Origin of the sequence: Qipengyuania aquimaris, from assembly GCF_020171965.1 — a bacterium.
GTDB classification, from domain to species: domain Bacteria; phylum Pseudomonadota; class Alphaproteobacteria; order Sphingomonadales; family Sphingomonadaceae; genus Qipengyuania; species Qipengyuania aquimaris_A.
The window spans coordinates 642,270-660,743 of the sequence record NZ_JAIUZK010000001.1; the positions used below are offsets into that span (position 1 = coordinate 642,270).

An 18,474-nucleotide genomic window follows, 5' to 3' on the forward strand; every position below is an offset into this window, starting at 1 on the left:
CCGAATTAGAACTCATAGGTGATCGATGCGAAGAATTCGCGTCCATCGTAGTCGTAACCGTTACCGATTGCGGTGTTTGCAATCGCGAACACTTCGTTACCGTCCACCAGCGGCGGAGCAGTGTTGAAGATGTTGTCGACGCCGACGAGGATGGTGAACTTCTCTGCACGGTAACGCACCGAAGCGCTGTGCAGGAACTGGCCATCCGCGAAGCCGATGTCGCGGCAGAATACACCGTCGCCGGGCACGATGCCGTCGGGGATGAATTCGCCGGTGACCGGATCGTTCGAGCCCGAACCGTTACCGAGGCAGGTGTTGCCGTCGAAGCCGGTCGGCTGACCGTCCGGACCGCGACCGAATGCATCGCTGAGCGGGTCGATACCGTCAGCCTGCTGTTCCACCGGACCGGTGTAACGAACGGCGTAAGTGACGCGGAACTTGTCGACATCTGCAGTGAAGGTCGAACGGCCGGTCCACTTCGGGAAACCGAATTCGCCTTCATCGTTGTCGATGCTCGGGTCACCATTGTCACCGATGAACAGGTTGCTGCGCTCGATGAGGTGGTTCGCACGAAGGTTGATACCCAGATCGACCAGCGTACCGAACAGCGCGACTTCCTTGCCGAAGTTGGCATTGATGTCGAGGCCGCGGACGCTTTCCTGGTTCAGGTTGATGAAGCCGGAGTCGATGTCCGAAATCAGCAGGCGCGTGTTGTCTGCATCCGTATCGAAGGTGAGACGGTCACAGAACGGGCTGCGCGTGCCATCCTGGCGGGTGAAGCAGTCGTTGACGATGAACTGCGACGACGGGCTAACGATCGAGTCCTTAACCTTGATGTCGTAGTAGTTGATGCCAAGCGCCACATCGAAGCCGTCACCGAAGGTTTCTTCGAACGCGGCACCTGCCGTGATCGAACGCGACGTTTCGGGATCGATGTCGAGGCTACCACCGGTGAGCACTTCCGGGCTCGCCAGCTGCGTCGTGTTGGTGCCGAGCGGGCTGATACCGACGCGGGTCGGGTCACGGCCTTCACGGCGGCAGGCATCGAGCGTGGTCTGCTCGCGCTCGTCGTTCTCTGCATTGTAGCCGACACCCAGCGCGTCATACGCTTCGGGCGGAACGGCGCAGGGATCGACGATGCTGCCGAAGCCTGTACGACCGCCGAGGAAGTTTTCACGCAGGTTCGGCGCACGGAACGACGTACCATAGCTAAACTTCAGGAGCAGCGGATCGATCGGACGCCAGCCGGCCTTGATCGCATAGGTGTAGTTCGTGCCGTAGTATTCGTCATCCGTGATACGGCCCGACAGGTTCAGGTCGAGTTCGCGGACCCATTCCTTGCCTGCCTGCAGCGGGATGTCGATTTCGGCGAACGCTTCCTTGGTCGACTTGTCACCGGTGGTGCCTGCGTCCGAAGCGAACTGGATGAACAGACCGTTGGTGGTGACGAAGTCAGCCTGCGAGTCGATCTTGTCGTGGCGATATTCGAGACCGAACACCGCGCCGACCGGACCGGCCGGAAGCTCGAACAGGTCGCCCGTGACGAAGGCGCTGATCAGCTTCTGTTCGTAGATCGTGTCGAACAGCTTGGGGCTGAAGACATAATCACGCTCCGCCTGCGTTGCGAAGTCGCCGAAGGGCAGACCGTAAACGCTCGACGCGAAGATGTTGACCGGCACACAGCCTTGGAGAAGGTCGGGTGCTGCAAGCTGCGGGTTGGCGAGGCCATCCGCGTTACAGGCACCGCCCGTGGTCGGGGGGTTCGAGCTACCGCCGTTGTAATCGTCGGCAATGCCGTCACCGTCGCGGTCGACGATGCCGTCATTGTTGAAGTCGGCAGTCGGGTCGACGCCCAGGGCGAAGGCCAGCTTGTCTTCACGAACGCCAAGACGGACCGACTGACCTTCCGAACGCGAGTAGACACCCGCGACTTCGAAGGTCCAGCTCGGAGCGATGAAGGGCAGGTCGCCCTTCAGGCCCAGAACGCCGCGGTACTGTTCCTGCGTGACTTCGACGTTGTCACGGTCGCCAGCGATCGAGAAGAACGAACGCGCGGCAAGATCGCGACCGGTCGGCAGTGCGAACGGGAAACCGTTGATGCCGAGGAAGTCGTTGTCTGCAGCAGCACAGTCGACACCGTTCGGGTTGACCGAGAAGTTACACGGGTTGAACGCGTTGTCGGCGGGTGCGTAGACCGCGATGTTGCCGGCACCGTTGTTGTTCGACGTGATTTCAGCGCGGGTGTAGTTCGCTTCGAAGAACGGCGTAAGGTTCATCTCGCCGGGGAAGGTGTACTCACCATAAGCCATCACGTTGTAGAGGTCCTGGCCGCTCTGGAAAGTCTGGCCGGGGTTGAGACCCGCTACGTTGTAGTCGGCATAGTCGACGTCGAGGATGCCGTCGTTGTTGTCGTCGCGGAAATCGCCGAACGCGTCGCTGCGGACGCTGAAGTTCGGGATGCCCGTGTTACCGCCCGGTACGCCGACGTTGCCGTTGGCATCCTGGAAGAACAGGACCGCGTCGTAAATGCCGGGCACGATGATCGCGGCAGCGCCGACGAACGACTTACACGGATCCTGGCGCACGCCGATGTCACCACCGGTCTGCGAACGGATGATCGCATCGTTACGGACGTTGACGGTACGGATCTCACCGGAATCGGTGATTTCATACTCGGTGTCGCAACCTTCGAAGAAGTCGCGGTCACGCAGACGGATGGTGTCGCGGTGATCGAATTCTGCGCCCAGGCCGATGAAGCCGCGGTCGAAGTTGATGCCGTATGCTGCACTGATGGTGTAATCTTCACCAGCACCCATCGGGTTGATTTCGCCACGTGCGAAGAGTTCGAGGCCGTCGAAGTCCTTGCGCAGGATGACGTTACCCACACCAGCGACTGCGTCCGAACCGTAGATCGACGAAGCACCGTCGAGCAGGAGGTCGTAGCGGTCGATGAGCGAACCCGGCAGCAGGTTGATCGACGGGCTCGAAGGCGCGCCTTCCACACCAGCGGGAGCCAGGCGGCGACCGTTAAGCAGGAGGAGGGTACGGTCTGCACCGAGACCGCGCAGGTTCAGCGTCTGCGAACCCGGGCCGTTATCGAGGACGAAGCCCTGGAAGGTCGCGTCGATCTGCTGACCCGATGCGCTTTCCGAGCGCTGCAGGATCTGCGAGGGATCGAACAGACCAGCTTCGTTTTCGACTTCCGAGGTGATGACCTGGAGCGGCGAGATCGAGCTGTAGGTGTCGCGCTTGATACGCGAACCGGTAACGACGATGGCGCCCGGAGCGCTCTGACCGGTGGCACCGGTGTCGGTTACGTCGACAACGTCCTGTGCGGTCGGATCGTTGGTGGTGACGCCGTCGGGGCCATCCGATTGGATGACGCATTCGCCGGCTACTTCTTCCTGGCCTTCGGGGCAGTCTGCGTCCTGCGCATATGCCTGGCTACCCGCAGTCAGCGCGAGCGCCGACGCCGAGAAGGCGAGGCCCCGGATTGTTTTCGTGTGAATTTTTCGCATTGATTACTCCAGTCGCGACAACTGGAACTGCGTCTCCCATCCGGACGACGAAAAGGACGCCCCCCTAGCGGCGTCCGGTTCGCTCGAATTGTCCGGGTGGATAGACCCCCAGTCCCAACACACGGGTTTCTGCGGGATTAACGATGCAGTGTCAAAGCACTGGGGCGCTTTAGAATCTCTTGTTGCGCAAATCCCACACATTTGCCGATCGAGCGAAGAAGCGTGAAATATTCGGTCGCGCGAGACGCAAAGCCGCAGAATTTTGTTTCGCCTGCAATCCTATTCGGCACTGCAGTCGTTTGGAGGGCGGGCGAATCACTTGCGTTGAACGGTAAAAGAGGCGGACCTGTTCGACCCGCCTCTTCCCGTTTGTCAGGTGACCTGCATCTCGAGCGAGCCGTCACCCTCGTCGATCTTGACGGTCGATCCATCCGGCACATTGCCCGACAGGATCATGTCGGCCAGCGGGTCCTGGACATAGCGCTGGACGGCGCGCTTGAGCGGCCGCGCACCGTAAACCGGATCGTAGCCGACCCGGCCGAGCCACTTCTTCGCCGCTTCGGTCAAGTCGAGCACGATCTTGCGATCCTTGAGCAGCTTCTGCACGCGTGCGACCTGGATATCGACGATCGGTGCCATATGCTCCTGCGCGAGGCGGTGGAACAAGATGATCTCGTCCAGGCGGTTGAGGAACTCGGGGCGGAAATGCCCGCGCACCACGTCCATCACCTGCGGCTCGACATCCTCGACCTTCTGGTCGTCGTCCATGTTGGCAAGGTACTGGCTGCCGAGGTTCGAGGTCAGGATGATCAGCGTGTTGCTGAAATCCACGACCCTGCCCTGCCCGTCGGTCAGGCGTCCGTCATCGAGCACCTGGAGCAGCACGTTGAATACGTCGCTGTGCGCCTTCTCGACTTCGTCGAACAGCACGACCTGGTATGGCCTGCGCCGCACGGCTTCGGTCAGCACACCGCCTTCTTCGTATCCGACATAGCCCGGAGGCGCACCGATCAGGCGGGCGACCGCGTGCTTCTCCATGAATTCGCTCATGTCGATGCGGACCATCGCCGTATCGTCATCGAACAGGAAACCGGCGAGCGCCTTGGTCAGTTCGGTCTTGCCGACGCCGGTCGGGCCGAGGAAAAGGAAGCTGCCGAGCGGACGGCCCGGATCCTGTAGGCCAGCGCGCGCACGGCGGACGGCCTTGGACACGGCATCGATCGCCTGCGACTGCCCGATCACCCGCTTCGACAGGATGTTTTCCATGTCGAGCAGCTTCTCGCGCTCGCCTTCCATCATCTTGTCGACCGGGATGCCGGTCCAGCGGCTCACGACGCCTGCAATGTCGTCTTCGGTCACTTCTTCCTTGAGCAGCGCATTGTCGGTGTGGCCACTCGCTTCCTCGAGCCGCTTTTCGAGCTCGGGGATCTTGCCGTATTGCAGCTCGCCCGCCTTCTGCAGGTCGCCGGCGCGCTGGGCCTGCTCCAGTTCGATCCGCGCCTGGTCCAGCTCTTCCTTGACCCGCGCCTCGGCGTGGATCTTGTCGCGCTCGTTCTGCCAACGCGTGGTCAGTTCGCTCGACTGCTGTTCGAGTTCGGCCAATTCCTTGCGCAGGGCCTCGAGGCGGTCCTTCGACGCGCTGTCGGTTTCCTTTTGCAAGGCCTGCTCTTCGATACGCAGCTGGATAATCCGGCGGTCGAGGCCTTCGATTTCCTCCGGCTTGCTCTCCACTTCCATGCGGATACGAGAGGCCGCCTCGTCCATGAGGTCGATGGCCTTGTCGGGCAGGAAGCGGTTCTGGATATAACGGTTCGACAGCTGCGCCGCGGCGACGATTGCGCCATCGGTGATCCGCACGCCGTGGTGCAGCTCGTACTTGTCCTTGATGCCGCGCAGGATCGAGATCGTATCCTCGACGCTCGGCTCGTCGATGAAGACGGGCTGGAAACGCCGCTGGAGTGCCGGGTCCTTTTCGACATACTTCTGGTATTCGTCGAGCGTGGTTGCGCCGATGCAGTGGAGTTCGCCGCGCGACAGGGCGGGCTTGAGCAAATTGCCTGCATCCATGCTGCCTTCGGACGCGCCGGCGCCGATCAGTGTGTGCATCTCGTCGATGAACAGGATGATCTGGCCTTCGGCGCCCTTCACCTCGTCCAGCACGGCCTTCAGCCGCTCTTCGAATTCGCCGCGATATTTCGCGCCCGCGATCAGCGCGCCCATGTCGAGCGACATGAGCGTGCGGCCCTTCAGGCTGTCGGGCACGTCGCCATTGGCGATACGCAGCGCAAGGCCCTCGGCGATCGCGGTCTTGCCGGTGCCTGGTTCGCCGATAAGCGCGGGATTGTTCTTGGTGCGGCGGGCGAGGATCTGGACCGTGCGGCGGATTTCCTCGTCACGGCCGATTACGGGATCGAGCTTGCCGTCGCGCGCCGCCTGGGTGAGGTCGCGCGCGTACTTCTTCATGGCGTCGTAGCTTTCTTCCGCGCCCGCACTGTCGGCGGTGCGGCCGCCCGTAACTTCCTGGATCGCCGCTTCGAGCGACTTCGCGTCGATACCAGCCGATTTGAGCGCCTTGCCGGCATCGTTGTCCGCCAGCGCGAGTGCCTGCAGCAGGCGCTGCACGGGCACGAAGCTGTCGCCGGCCTTCTCTGCCAGCTGCTCTGCCTGGTCGAGCGCGCGCACGGCATCGTTGTCGAGGCCGGGCGTCTGCTGTGCACCGCCGCCGGATACGGCCGGAATCTTGCCCAGTGCCGTATCGATTTCGGTAATCGCCACGCCCGGATTGCCGCCCGCACGCTGGATCAGCTGCGCGGCCATGCCCTCATTATCTTCGAGCAGAGCTTTCAGGATGTGCGCCGATGTAATGCGCTGGTGGTTCATGCGAATGGCGACCGTCTGCGCGCTCTGCAGGAAGCCCTTGGCGCGATCGGTGAATTTCTCGAGATTCATGCTGGTCCCTCAAAAAAGAATTGCCGCCCGGATATGGTGTTGCCAATTTGCAACACAAGCCCTCCCCCGCAAAAATATGCGAGGTGTGTTAGTCGAATATAGGGGTGCCTGCGCGCTTGGCGAGGGGCAAGGCGAAATTTATTCCGCCGGGAGCCCTTCGAGGCCCGGCACCATGACCGTGCGGCCACCGCCGAAATCCTCGCGCACCACGATCAGGCCCTGCCGTTCCAGGTGGTCGAGCAAGCGGCGGATGCGTCCGGGCGAGCTGGTGCCGTAGGCGCGGGCCAGCTCGTCCTCGTCGACCTGCGTTTCGCCTGCATGGGCCGCCTTGGCGATCACCAGGAAAGGTCCGAGCAGGTCCTCGTCCACGGCGCTTGCGAGGTGCATGATCCGCGCCTGCAAATCCTCACCCAGATCGGCAAGGCCTGCGCCCGCGATAGCAAAGCGGCGGCGGAAGGCGTGCATGTCAGGCATCGGCCCGATCAGCCGTTCGCGGCGGCAACGGGTGAGGAAGGTCTGGTATTGCGCGCTGGCCGACTGGAAGGCGATGCCCTCTTCGCCAGCAAGCTCGCCGATCAGTTCCTCGATCCGCTGCGCAACGGCAGACGTATCGGGCTTCTCCGCCGGCGCTTCGACCTGCCGTTCCTCGGCGTGGGCGATGCTGTCCTCCATTTCCTCCAAGCGCGGAGCAGGCGGAGGGGCCGGAGGCGGCGTCGGCGTTGCGACATCGCTGGCAAGATCGCGGGTCAGCAGGTCGGCCATGTCTTCGGGCGCGGTATCGGGAAGAGCCATCAGCCCTTCGCTACGCGCTTGATTGCCGGTCTTTACCGGGCCGATCTTGCAGGCGACCGGCAGGCGCGTGATCGCTGGCCCGAGGGCGAGGAAATGCCCGCGTTCGAGTTCGCGGATACGCTCTGCCTGCCGCCGCTCCATGCCGAGCAGGTCGGCCGCGCGCACCATGTCGATGTCGAGGAAGGTGCGACCCATCAGGAAGTTCGACGCTTCTGCCGCGACGTTCTTCGCCAGCTTCGCCAGACGCTGCGTCGCTACGATGCCGGCCAGCCCGCGCTTTCGCCCGCGGCACATCAAATTGGTCATCGCCGACAGGGTCATGCGGCGCGTGTCTTCGGCCATTTCGCCAGCTGCGGCAGGCGCGAACATCTGCGCTTCGTCCACCACGACCAGCGCAGGATACCAATGCTCGCGCGGGGCATCGAACAGCGCCGTCAGAAACTGCGCGGCGCAGCGGATTTGCTGCTCCACTTCCAAGCCGTCGAGATCGAGCACGACGCTGGCGCGGTGTTCGCGGATGCGGCGGGCAAGCGCCTCTATCTCCGGCGGGGAATAGGCCGCCCCGTCGATCACCACATGGCCGAATTCTTCCGCAAGCGAGGGAAAGTCGCCTTCCGGATCGATCACCACCTGCTGCACCATCCCGGCGCTTTCTTCGAGCAGGCGGCGCAAAAGGTGCGACTTTCCGCTACCCGAATTGCCCTGGACGAGCAGGCGGGTCGCGAGAAGCTCCTCGATATCGAATTCGACCGGCTTGCCGGACGTTTCATGGCCGATGGTGATGTTGGCAGTCACATGCACATGGCTAGACAGCCGAATCCCCAAAGCGGAATAGGCCGCGACAGGTTTTGCCCAGACCGATTGCACCGCTCGTCGCACGACGCTAGATCGGTTGCGAGAGAGGACTGGATTTCATGACCAAATGGTTCGGGCGCATCGGTTTCGCCCTTTTGTTGCTCGTGCTTGTCGCATTTGTCGCGCTGGCAACCTGGGAACCGCTGTGGGCAGAGCGCGACGATGTCGTCGAGCCGCAGCGCACCTACACCGCCGAAATCATTCGTGACGAATTCGGCGTGCCGCATATCTATGGCGACACCGATGCGGACGTCGCATACGGCGTTGCCATCGCCCATTCGGAAGACGATTTCTCGACCCTGCAGGAGGTGATCGCCATGGCCCGGGGCCGCTATGGCGCGATCGCCGGTCAGGACGGTGCGGCGATCGACTATGTCTACCACCTGCTCGATGCGCGCGGCACGGCAGAGCGACACTATCCGAACCTGCCCGAAGACACCCGCGCACTGTTCGATGCCTATGCGGCAGGGCTCAACCAGTTCGCCGAAGAGAACCCGGACGAGTTGAAGCTCGGCAATTTGTTTCCGGTCGAGGGCGAGGACGTGGCGGCAGGTTTCGCTCTGCGCCAGCCCTTCTTCTTCGGCCTCAACGGCGTGATCGAGCCGCTGGTCACGGGCGAGCCGCTGCGGCGTGAATACGGCCCCGACATTCCCGGCTTCCCGCGCCCGGCCGACACGGTCGATGCCGCACTGCCCTCGCAAGAGGTGGCAATGTCACCGCTTGGAAAGGACAACGGAATGAGCGGGTCGAACGCCTTTGCCGTCACACCCGAAAAGTCGGGCGGACCGACCATCCTCGTCTCCAACAGCCACCAGCCCTGGCGCGGCGGCGTGGCGTGGTACGAACTCGTCGTGGAGAGCGGCGAAGGCTGGCACTATGCCGGGGCCAATTTCCCCGGCTCGCCCTTCCCCTTCCTCGGCCACAACCGCGATCTGGGCTGGACCAACACGGTCAACACGCCCGACATGATCGATGTCTACCAGCTGGAAATGGACGCCGATGGCAATCGCTATCGCTTCGGCGAGGAATGGCGCGAGCTCGAGCGCAAGACGGTGACCCTGCCAGTGCGGCTCGGCCCGCTCGTGCTGCCGATCCAGCGCGAGGTGCTGCGCAGCGTCCACGGGCCGGTGATCAAGAACGACAATGGCTATTTCGCCTTCCGCTATGGCGGGATCGACAATCTGGGCCAGCTCGATGCCTATTACCGCCTCAACAAGGCGGAAACGCTGGAGGAATGGGAGGGCATCCTTGCCCGGATGGACATCCCTTCGACCAACTTCATCTACGCCGACAAGATCGGCAACATCGCCTATGTCTACAACGCCGCCCTGCCCGACCGTAGCGAAGGCCCAAACTGGCGGACCGTGCTGGACGGGAGCGATCCGGCCCTCGTCTGGGGTGGTCCGGTCGAGTACGGCGAATTGCCGCGTTACCTGAACCCGGCCTCGGGCTGGCTCTACAATGCCAACAACGCGCCCTACACCGCCGCGGGGGCGGGAAGCGATCTCTCGCCCGGTGACTTCGCGCCCGAACTCGGTGTCGAACTGAAGCAGACCAACCGTTCGCGCAGAGCCTGGAAACTGCTGAGCGAAGCCGACCGGCTCGACCGCGCTACGCTGGAGGAAATCAAGTACGACACCGGCTATGCGCGCGAAGGCTATGTGGCGGACCTGTGGGACGAGTTGGAAGCACTCGACCTGTCGGACGAGCCACGCCTTGCCGAGGCCCGCAAGCTGCTGCTGGAGTGGGATTTCACCGCCGACAATATCGGGCGCGGCGACAGCCTCGCCCTGCTGATGATCCGCGAGTTCATGTCCTGCCGGTACCAGAACAAGGCCTGCCCCAGCGCACGCGACGAGCTGGTGAAATCCGTCGACCATCTGGAATCGCATTTCGGCCGGATCGACCCGCCGATGGGCGACCTGCTTCGCCTTCGTCAGGGCGATGTAGACCTGCCTCTAGACGGGGGATCGGACACGCTGCGCGCATCGACGCTGTGGGATGTCGACGAGGATGGCAGGCTGTCGGTCCGCCATGGTGACAGCTTCATCCAGTGGGTCGAGTGGAATGCAGGCGAGCGGGTCACCTCGCGGTCGATCCAGCCCTTCGGTTCCGCCACCACGCGGCCCGATTCACCGCATTACGCCGATCAGTCTACGCTGTTCGTCCAGCACCGGTTGAAACCGGTCCATTTCTGGCGCGAAGACGTGCTGGAAAACGCGAAGAGCCGCAAGACCGTGACAAACCGTCGCTGAGCGTCCAGGCACTTCTAAGAGAATCCCCTTCGGAGCCCCCATGAAACGTATCATTTCCGCCAGCGTCGTCGCTCTCGCCGTATCGGCCTGCTCGACCTATTCGCAGGAACCCGTCGACACCGCATCCACCGATGCCGCCGTTACCCAGCAGGCCGTCAGTTACGAGCCCGCCCCGCTCTCGCAGCTCGTCGCCGAAGTGGACATTCCCTACGACAAGTTCGTCCTCGACAATGGTCTGACCGTGGTGGTCCATGAAGACCGCAAGGCGCCGCTGGTCGGCGTGTCGGTGTGGTACGACGTCGGCTCGAAGCACGAACCCAAGGGCAAGACCGGCTTTGCCCATCTGTTCGAACACCTCATGTTCAACGGTACGGAAAACGCGCCCGACGACTGGTTCGAATATATCCAGCAGATGGGCGGTACCGATGTGAACGGGACGACCAATCCCGACCGCACGAACTATTTCCAGACGGTTCCGACCGGCGCGCTCGACCGCGTGCTGATGCTGGAAAGCGACCGCATGGGTCACCTGCTCGATGCGGTGACGCAGGAGAAACTCGATAACCAGCGCGGCGTCGTCCAGAACGAGAAGCGCCAGGGCGACAACAATCCCTTCGGCCTGCTGCGCTACGAGATCTTCGAAAACCTCTTCCCCAAGGGCCACCGCTATCACCACTCGACCATCGGCTCGATGGGCGATCTCGACGCGGCGACCATGGACGATGTGCGCAACTGGTTCATCGACCATTACGGCCCGAACAACGCCGTGCTGGTGCTGGCTGGCGATATCGACACTGCCACCGCGCGCGAGAAGGTACAGAAGTGGTTCGGCGATATCGAGCGCGGGCCGGAAGTGGTTCATCCCGCCGTCGACGTTCCGACCCTTACCGAGGACAAGACGGTCGTCACCACCGACCAGATCTCGACCACGCGGCTTTATCGCATGTGGGCAGTGCCCGGGTCGAATTCGGCAGAGTCGGTCCCGATGAACCTCGCCTCGGCCGTACTGGGCGGGCTGTCCAGTTCGCGGCTCGACAACTCGCTGGTGCGCGAGGACCCGGTCGCGGTCTCGGTCAGCACCTTCAACTACACGCTGGAAGATGCGGGTATCTTCGTCGTCCAGGCGGATGTGAAGCCCGGCGTCGATCCGGACGAGGTCGCCACCAAGCTTGACGCGCAGATCGCCGATTTTCTTGCCACCGGTCCGACGGAAGACGAGCTCCAGCGCGCCAAGGTATCGACCATGGCGGGCGTGATCCGCGGCCTTGAATCGGTCGGCGGCTTCGGCGGCAAGGCGCCGCAGCTTGCCGCGGGCGAACTGTTCGCGAACGATCCCGGCTATGTCGAACGCCAGCTCGACCAGATGGCCGCCGCAACGCCCGAGCAGGTCCATGCGCTGGCTCGCAAGTGGCTCTCGCGTCCGGTCTTCAACTTGGTCTTCAATCCCGGCGAACGCACCGAAGGCGGCGAAGACCGCGGCGGTGCCGTGACCGGACCCGATTCCATAGAAGACATCGCGCAGGCCAATTACTGCGCCGGGGAAACCTGCGATCTTTCGCAGATCGCCACGCAGGCGCAGGCCGATCGCGATACCCTGCCGGAACTCCAGCCGCTGCAGGGCCTCGACTTCCCGGATATCGAGCGGGCGACCCTGTCGAACGGCATGGAAGTCTATTTCGCGCACCGCGATGCCGTGCCGACCGTTTCGGTGCGCGTCGAATTCGATGCCGGCCGCGCTGCCGAAACTGCGGAAACGCTCGGTACGCAGCGCCTGCTGCTGAGCACCATGGGCGAAGGCACAGAGCGCCTCGATGCGACCGACTATGCAATCGCGCAGGAACGGCTCGGCGCGAACATCTTCAACGGTTTCGATGCAGACTACACCAACTTCTCGCTTGCCGCGTTGGCCCCGAACCTCGCGCCGTCGCTGGAACTGCTGGCCGAAACCATTCGCCAACCGGGCCTTCGCGCCAATGTGATCGAGCGCGAGCGTGCGCAATTGCTCAACGCCCTCTCGTCGGAACTGAAGAACCCCAATTCCATCGCCGATCGCACCGGTCGCCGCGCCATATTCGGACCGCACCCCTATGGTCTGCCGACCTCGGGCCTCGGTTCTGCAGCCCGGCTCGAAGCGTTGACCGAAGCGGACCTGCGCGCCTTCCATGCCACCTGGCTGCGGCCCGACAATGCCCGCATCTTCGTGGTCGGGGACACCTCGCTGGCCGAGGTCACGCGCCTGCTCGAGGCAAGCTTCGGCGACTGGCAGGCTCCCGTCACCGCCAAGCCGGAGCGCAATTACAGTGCCGCCATTCCCGAGCCGCGCCAGCGCATCATCCTGGTCAACCGTCCCAATTCGCCGCAATCGGTGATCTACGGCGGACAGGTACTGGGCCTGACCGGCCGCGACGACCTCATCCCCCTCATCGCTTCAAACGAGGCGCTTGGCGGGGGCTTCCTTGCGCGCATCAACATGAACCTGCGCGAGGAAAAGGGCTGGTCCTATGGCGCGGGCAGCCAGATCGCCAGCGGCCTCGACCGCGTCTTCTACGGCGTGCGCGCTCCGGTCCAGTCGGACCGCACCGGGGATTCGATCAGCGAGATCCGCCGCGAGATCAACGATTTCGTGGATGCACGCGGCGTCCAGCCGAATGAGCTGGAGCGGATCGTCAATTCCAATATGCGTGAATTGCCCGGCCAGTTCGAAACCGCGGGCGACGTGCTCGGCGGGCTGGTCAACATCGTGCGCTACGACCGCCCCGACGATTATTACGAGACGCTGGCCTCGCGCTACAACACCCTCACCGCATCGCAACTCGACCTCGAAGCGCGGCGGAACATAAACGAGGGTGATATCGTCTATATCGTAGTAGGCGACGCTGAAGTGGTCGCCCCGCAGCTCGACACGCTCGGCCTCGAAGTCGAGGTGATCGAACCGCAGGAATGAGCTTGTTGACATCGGTGTAAGTAACGCCGATGTCTGCACCACTAGATCCGGCCCGCACCAGCGGGTCACGCAAAAGGAGAATATGCATGTCCGTAGCCGGTACTTATGACACCGTCGTCAAGAGCCCGATGGGTGACCAGAAGGGCACCTTCACCGTCGTTCCGGGCGATGACGGCAAGACCTTCACCGGCTCGATGGCCGGCGGCATGGGTTCGATGGACGTCAAGGACGGCACCATCGACGGCAATGCGCTGAGCTGGAAGATGGACATGACCGTCCCCATGCCGATGACGCTGAACTGCAACGCCACGGTCGACGGCGACCAGCTGACCGGCACCGTCAACGCCGGCGCATTTGGCGACATGACGTTGACCGGCGAACGCCAGGGCTAAGCCCGCAGGTCAACTCAGACAAGAAGAGGGCCGTCGGAGCGATCCGGCGGCCCTTTTTCGTGCCCTGCACTCCGACACCGCGCGACGGATCTGCACGCAAGCCATATTCCTGCCACCATTGGCAGTACGCTAGTCGCGAAAACAACAGCTTCGGGTCGAGTCGTTACCAATGCATCCGCCACCATGTGCGGACAACGGGAGGTATCGCATGACTACTGGACTGAAGTACTTCGTCGCCGGCACCGCACTGGCTGCCATGACCGCCGTTCCGGTCCTGGCCGAGAAAGCCAGCGAGCTGACCTACATCAACGGTTCCTACGGACGCGACGCCGAAGGCCAGCTGCGCGAACGCGGCTTCGCGCATATCTCCACCCACAAGAACGATATGGGCTACGTCTACAGCTATTGGTGGGACGAGGCCGACGACGATTGCGTCAACGTCGAGGTTTACGATGGCCGGGTGATGACCATCAACGATGCGAGCGATCAGGATTGCGGCCATCACAAGGGCAATGCGGGCGCGGCGGTTGCCGCCGTCGCCGGAGCTGCGATCCTAGGCGCGTTGCTGAGCCACAAGTCGCACCATCATGACGACAACAAGCATCACGACGATCGTAACGACGAAGCCCACTACGAGCGCGGCTACCAGGACGGGCTGCACAACGCGGCCTATCACAATTACGACCGATCGGACGCCTATTCCAACGGCTACAGCGCCGGCGTGAACGAGCGCAATGCGAACCTTCGCCACCATCATGGCTATGGCGGTTATCGCCAGGTCGCCCAGTTCAAGGACCTGAACGGCGCACGTGCGGCAGGAGGCATGAGCCAGCTGGAAAGCCGCGGCTTCCGCCAGGTGGACAATTTCACCAGCGGCAACACCCGCTATTCGATCCAGTGGCGCCCCCAGTCGCGCCAGTGTTTGCAGGTGACCATCGCCGACGGTCGCTTCTACGACATTCGCGACATCGGCCAGCATCCGAATTGCCGCTGAGAGAGGGGGACGAGCGATGAAACTCAAGGCTATCGTGGCGGGCGCTTGGGCGCTCGCCCTTGTCGCATGCGGTGAAAGCACTTCCGAACCCGGGGCCGAGGCCGCACCTGCCGAAGAGCTTGCCGTAATCCCCGAAAGCCTCGCCCCGTTCGGCGATGGCTATCCCAATGCAGGCGATCCTTGCCAAAGGCTGGGTGAAAGCGCAGCGACCTCGAACTATCTCGACGACAGCGCGATGCTGGTGGGCTGCCCGAGCGAAGCCTCCGCAGAAGCGCTTGGCGGCACCATCGTCGGCAATGTCGAAGGCGTGCGCCTCGTCAGCGTGCCGATGGGCGATGACAATGCGGGCATGGAGGGCGATGCCATGGTCGCCGGCACCGATTACAACGCCACGACCATTCTCGACTGCGGTTTCGCCAATGCGCCGCCCACCCAGAGCTGCGAGGCGGGCGTAAAGCGCAACTGGGGCGAGGACGGCACGCATCTCGTTGAGGTGAGCAAGCCGGATGGAAGCAAGCGTGCGATCTTCTTCAACGGCACCGAACCCTATGGCGCGGACAGTGCGCAGGCGGACGGTTCGGCGGGCTGGGACTTCACCACGACGCGCGATGGAGACCGGGTGACGGTGAAATTCGGTCCTGAGACCTATATCCTCGTCGATGCGCTGATCACCGGTGGCTGAAGCGGGTCAGCGCTTCCACAACCAGTAGAGAATGCCCGCATTGATTGCAGGCGCAAGGATTGCGACCCACGGCCCCATCAGACCCAGCCTGTCGGCTAGGATGTTCCACGGCAGGCCCAACGGCATCAGGAAAACGCCGGACAGCGGGTCCTGCTCCTGCCCGAACCAGCCAAAGGTGCCTACGGTAAGCAGGAAGAGCGCGATGGCGTAAAGCGCTGTGAAGACGATGAAGGCCCACTTCATGTGGTGCAGGCTATACCCGATCGCGCAAAACGCAAAGGGCCGCCGGATCGTCTCCGGCGGCCCTTCGTTTTCGTGCTGTCGGACGAGCGTCAGTCGACGATGTCCATTTCCTCGATTAGGCCCTCGGCCCCGTCGACCTTGTCCATCACCCACAGCATGTAACGGGTGTCGACATGGATCGTGCGCGTGGTGCGCGGGTCGAAGTCCCAGTCCGAATTGACGCTTTCGAACGTGCCGTCGAACAGCAGACCGACCAGCTCTGCACGCGCGTTGAGCGTGGCCGAGCCGCTGTTGCCGCCGGTGCTATCGAGATCGGACAGGAAGTTCACCGGAACCGAACCGATACTGTCGAGCGCGTAAGGTCCGTAATCCTTCTCGCGGATTTCCTGCAGCTGCTTGGCCGGAGCGTTGAACGGGTCTTCGCCGGTGTCCTTTTCGAGGATGCCTTCCAGCGTCGTGAACGGCAGGTAGGCCATGCCGTCCTTGGGCGATCCGCCCATCACCGTGCCATAGGTCACGCGCAGCGTGGAGTTGGCATCGGGATAGGTCGAGAGGCCCTGCGAACGCTGCCACTGGGTGATCGCTTCCATGTAGGCGGGGCGCAGCGCCTGCGCACGGCCTGCACGCTCTTCCGCTTCGGCTTCCTGCTCGCGCTCGTATTCGTAAAGCGCGACGGCAAGCTGGATGAAGGGGTCTTCGCTCGCCTCGAAATCGGCCGGGCTCGCGTCCATGAGCGCCAGGCGCGTTTCGCTGTCGTCCAGCGTGGTGCCTTCATAATAGCTGTCGAGCTTGGCCGAGAGGGCCGCCAAATCGACATCGCCGGTGAGACCCAGAGCGTTGTCGAAGACGGCCACGCGGTTTTCAGCCGGTTCTTCGAGATAGGTATCGAGGAACAGCAGCCACTGAGCTTTGTCGACCGAGGCCTCGTAGCGGCGATCCAGCGCCTGCAGGCCTTGCGCAAAGAACGTCATGTCGCGGTCCTGGTAGCCGGGCTCGCGCTGCGCATCGGGCTTCAGCCGTTCCTGCGACAGGCGATAGAGGCGCTGCGCTGCCGAAAGCAGGGCAGGACGGGTCGCGAAATTGTACCAGAAGGCCTTCTTCGCGGCGGCCGCACCTTCTTCGTTCAGCGCCTGCAGGCCGGTGATAGCCTCGCCGTAATTCGCGCGCGAAGGATCTGCGGCGATCCATGCTGCGAGAGCCTCTTCGCGGGCACGCCGACGGTCGACGAGACCGACACGGCGCGCGCCTTCGAGCTGGCCGCGCGTGTTCTTTTCGAAATTGTTGAGACCGGCGAGCAGCGATTCATACTTCACCCGGGCATCCGAACCTTCGGGAGCGGCCTCTTCGATGGTGTCGATCCAGTCGTTCACCAGCGTGACGTAGGTCGGATAGGTCCAGCTGAAGGTGTTTTCCACCTCGGCAAGCGTTGCATAACGCTGGGTCGATCCGGGATAGCCTGCAGCCATTACGAAATCGCCGTCATCGAGACCGGCCGCGCTGACCTTGAGATGGTGCTCGGGCTGGTAGGGCACGTTGTCTTCGGAATAGTCCGCAGCCGAACCGTCGGGTGCGACATAGGCGCGGTAGAAGGCGAAGTCGCCCGTATGGCGCGGCCACATCCAGTTATCGATATCGCCGCCATACTTGCCGATGGAGTCGGCAGGCGCATAGACGAGGCGCACGTCGCGCACTTCGAGGCGCTTGATCAGCGTGTATTCCGCGCCGCCATAGAAGCTGGCGACCTGGCAGCGCGATCCGGCATCCTGCTCGCACTCTGCGGTGATGTCCTTCATGCGCTGTTCGAGCGTCTCGTAACGCTCTGTCGCCGAAAGGGCATCGACGCCGTCGCGCATGCGGGCCGTCACATCGGTGATCTCGGTCGTCACATAGATGCGCGAGCCGGGCGCAGCGGGCAGTTCGTCGCCCTTCGCCTTGGCGAGGAAGCCATTCTCGAGATAGTTGTTCTCGGCGGTGGAATTGTACTGGACCGAACCGCGCGCGCAGTGGTGGTTGGTCACCACCAGGCCTTCGGGCGAAACGAAGCTGGCGGAACAGCCGCCGAGCGACACGATCGCACCCATCGGGAAGCCGGTCAGGTCGGTCAGCGTTTCCGGATCGATTTCGAGGCCGGTTTCCTTCAGGTCCTCTGCGATTTCCGGCAGCTGGCCGGGCGTGAACATGCCTTCCTTGGCGGCAATCGGCGCGGTCGCGGTGCAAGCGAGCAGCGCCGCGATGGTGGCGGTCTTACGCATTGGTTTTCAGTCCCTCACATGGCGCGCGAGAATGCGCGCGAAACGCGCAGAGGGCTAAAAGCTGGCAAGGGCTTGCGCAAGCAAGACTTCTGTCGGGGACATGGCCGACCGACGAACGGCGTTCAGATGTGGGCGCGAACCGCCTGGTAGGCCGCAGCCGCCACCGTGTTGGCAAGATTGAGCGAACGCACCTTGTCCGATCGCATCGGCAGGCCGACCAGCTGAGCCTCGTGGGCGGAGACTATGTCGGCCGGCAACCCTTTCGTCTCGCGCCCGAAGACGAGGTAGGCGTCCTCGGGATAGTCGGGCTCGTAAAAACTGCGCTTCGCGTATTCCTCGAATAGGAACATCTGGTCTTGGCGCGGAGCGCGCTCGGCAAGGAAGTCCTCCCAGCTGGCGAATTCGACCAGCCGGATATGCGGCCAGTAGTCGAGGCCGGACCGCTTCACGCGCTTGTCCGTAATCTCGAAGCCGAGCGGGTGGATCAGCACCAGCTCCATATCGAGCGCGACGCAGGTGCGCCCCACCGCGCCGGTGTTGCCGGGTATCTCGGGATGAACGAGGACGATGGAGGTCATCACCCTCCCCCTGTTCTTTG

The 18,474-nt window shown here is 63.1% G+C and carries 11 protein-coding genes; 5 read left to right on the top strand and 6 right to left on the bottom strand.

Translation table 11 applies throughout. The features are described from left to right. Window positions 1–5: 5 nt before the first annotated feature. The 3 genes from LCM24_RS03130 to LCM24_RS03140 all read right to left on the bottom strand — a co-directional run bounded on the left by LCM24_RS03130 (window position 6) and on the right by LCM24_RS03140 (window position 8,054). The gene (locus tag LCM24_RS03130) at window positions 6–3,518 is read right to left on the bottom strand and encodes a TonB-dependent receptor domain-containing protein (RefSeq protein ID WP_224802713.1); all 3,513 of its coding nucleotides are present in this window, start codon (window positions 3,516–3,518) and stop codon (window positions 6–8) included. A 372-nt stretch (window positions 3,519–3,890) separates the two neighbouring features. After that, window positions 3,891–6,467 carry an ATP-dependent chaperone ClpB gene (gene clpB / locus LCM24_RS03135; protein WP_224802714.1) on the bottom strand — a complete coding sequence of 859 codons (2,577 nt, stop codon included), beginning with the start codon at window positions 6,465–6,467 and terminating at the stop codon, window positions 3,891–3,893. A 138-nt stretch (window positions 6,468–6,605) separates the two neighbouring features. Beyond that, on the bottom strand, window positions 6,606–8,054 hold the full coding sequence (locus tag LCM24_RS03140; protein WP_224802715.1) for an ATP-binding protein: 1,449 nt from the start codon (window positions 8,052–8,054) through the stop codon (window positions 6,606–6,608). Between the two features lie 119 nt (window positions 8,055–8,173). Between LCM24_RS03140 and LCM24_RS03145 the strand changes: the two genes are divergently transcribed. The 5 genes from LCM24_RS03145 (at window position 8,174) to LCM24_RS03165 (ending at window position 15,381) form a co-directional block, all read left to right on the top strand. Then, complete coding sequence (locus LCM24_RS03145; protein WP_224802716.1) at window positions 8,174–10,369, top strand: acylase; 2,196 nt, start codon at window positions 8,174–8,176, stop codon at window positions 10,367–10,369. 40 nt (window positions 10,370–10,409) lie between these two features. Further along, window positions 10,410–13,313: a M16 family metallopeptidase gene (locus LCM24_RS03150; RefSeq protein ID WP_224802717.1), complete on the top strand. Its 2,904-nt coding sequence runs from the start codon at window positions 10,410–10,412 to the stop codon at window positions 13,311–13,313. Between the two features lie 86 nt (window positions 13,314–13,399). After that, window positions 13,400–13,705, top strand: a complete 306-nt coding sequence (locus tag LCM24_RS03155) for a hypothetical protein (protein ID WP_224802718.1) — start codon at window positions 13,400–13,402, stop codon at window positions 13,703–13,705. Window positions 13,706–13,913: 208 nt separating this feature from the next. Next, window positions 13,914–14,699 carry a hypothetical protein gene (locus LCM24_RS03160; RefSeq protein WP_224802719.1) on the top strand — a complete coding sequence of 262 codons (786 nt, stop codon included), beginning with the start codon at window positions 13,914–13,916 and terminating at the stop codon, window positions 14,697–14,699. A gap of 16 nt (window positions 14,700–14,715) precedes the next feature. After that, window positions 14,716–15,381: a hypothetical protein gene (locus tag LCM24_RS03165; RefSeq protein WP_224802720.1), complete on the top strand. Its 666-nt coding sequence runs from the start codon at window positions 14,716–14,718 to the stop codon at window positions 15,379–15,381. 6 nt (window positions 15,382–15,387) lie between these two features. Here LCM24_RS03165 and LCM24_RS03170 read toward each other — a convergent pair whose 3' ends face one another. The 3 genes from LCM24_RS03170 to LCM24_RS03180 all read right to left on the bottom strand — a co-directional run bounded on the left by LCM24_RS03170 (window position 15,388) and on the right by LCM24_RS03180 (window position 18,454). Next, on the bottom strand, window positions 15,388–15,624 hold the full coding sequence (locus LCM24_RS03170) for a hypothetical protein (protein WP_224802721.1): 237 nt from the start codon (window positions 15,622–15,624) through the stop codon (window positions 15,388–15,390). 89 nt (window positions 15,625–15,713) lie between these two features. Beyond that, a complete protein-coding gene (locus LCM24_RS03175) occupies window positions 15,714–17,876 on the bottom strand; it encodes a S46 family peptidase (RefSeq protein WP_224802722.1) in 2,163 nt (720 codons plus the stop codon). 122 nt (window positions 17,877–17,998) lie between these two features. Then, a complete protein-coding gene (locus tag LCM24_RS03180) occupies window positions 17,999–18,454 on the bottom strand; it encodes a tRNA (cytidine(34)-2'-O)-methyltransferase (protein WP_224802723.1) in 456 nt (151 codons plus the stop codon). Window positions 18,455–18,474: the final 20 nt, after the last annotated feature.

Coding starts and splice junctions, on each gene's coding strand:
- LCM24_RS03130 (WP_224802713.1), bottom strand. CDS start 3,518: ATGCGAAAAATTCACACGAAAACAATCCGGGGCCTCGCCTTCTCGGCG.
- clpB (WP_224802714.1), bottom strand. CDS start 6,467: ATGAATCTCGAGAAATTCACCGATCGCGCCAAGGGCTTCCTGCAGAGC.
- LCM24_RS03145 (WP_224802716.1), top strand. CDS start 8,174: ATGACCAAATGGTTCGGGCGCATCGGTTTCGCCCTTTTGTTGCTCGTG.
- LCM24_RS03150 (WP_224802717.1), top strand. CDS start 10,410: ATGAAACGTATCATTTCCGCCAGCGTCGTCGCTCTCGCCGTATCGGCC.
- LCM24_RS03155 (WP_224802718.1), top strand. CDS start 13,400: ATGTCCGTAGCCGGTACTTATGACACCGTCGTCAAGAGCCCGATGGGT.
- LCM24_RS03160 (WP_224802719.1), top strand. CDS start 13,914: ATGACTACTGGACTGAAGTACTTCGTCGCCGGCACCGCACTGGCTGCC.
- LCM24_RS03165 (WP_224802720.1), top strand. CDS start 14,716: ATGAAACTCAAGGCTATCGTGGCGGGCGCTTGGGCGCTCGCCCTTGTC.
- LCM24_RS03170 (WP_224802721.1), bottom strand. CDS start 15,624: ATGAAGTGGGCCTTCATCGTCTTCACAGCGCTTTACGCCATCGCGCTC.
- LCM24_RS03175 (WP_224802722.1), bottom strand. CDS start 17,876: ATGCGTAAGACCGCCACCATCGCGGCGCTGCTCGCTTGCACCGCGACC.
- LCM24_RS03180 (WP_224802723.1), bottom strand. CDS start 18,454: ATGACCTCCATCGTCCTCGTTCATCCCGAGATACCCGGCAACACCGGC.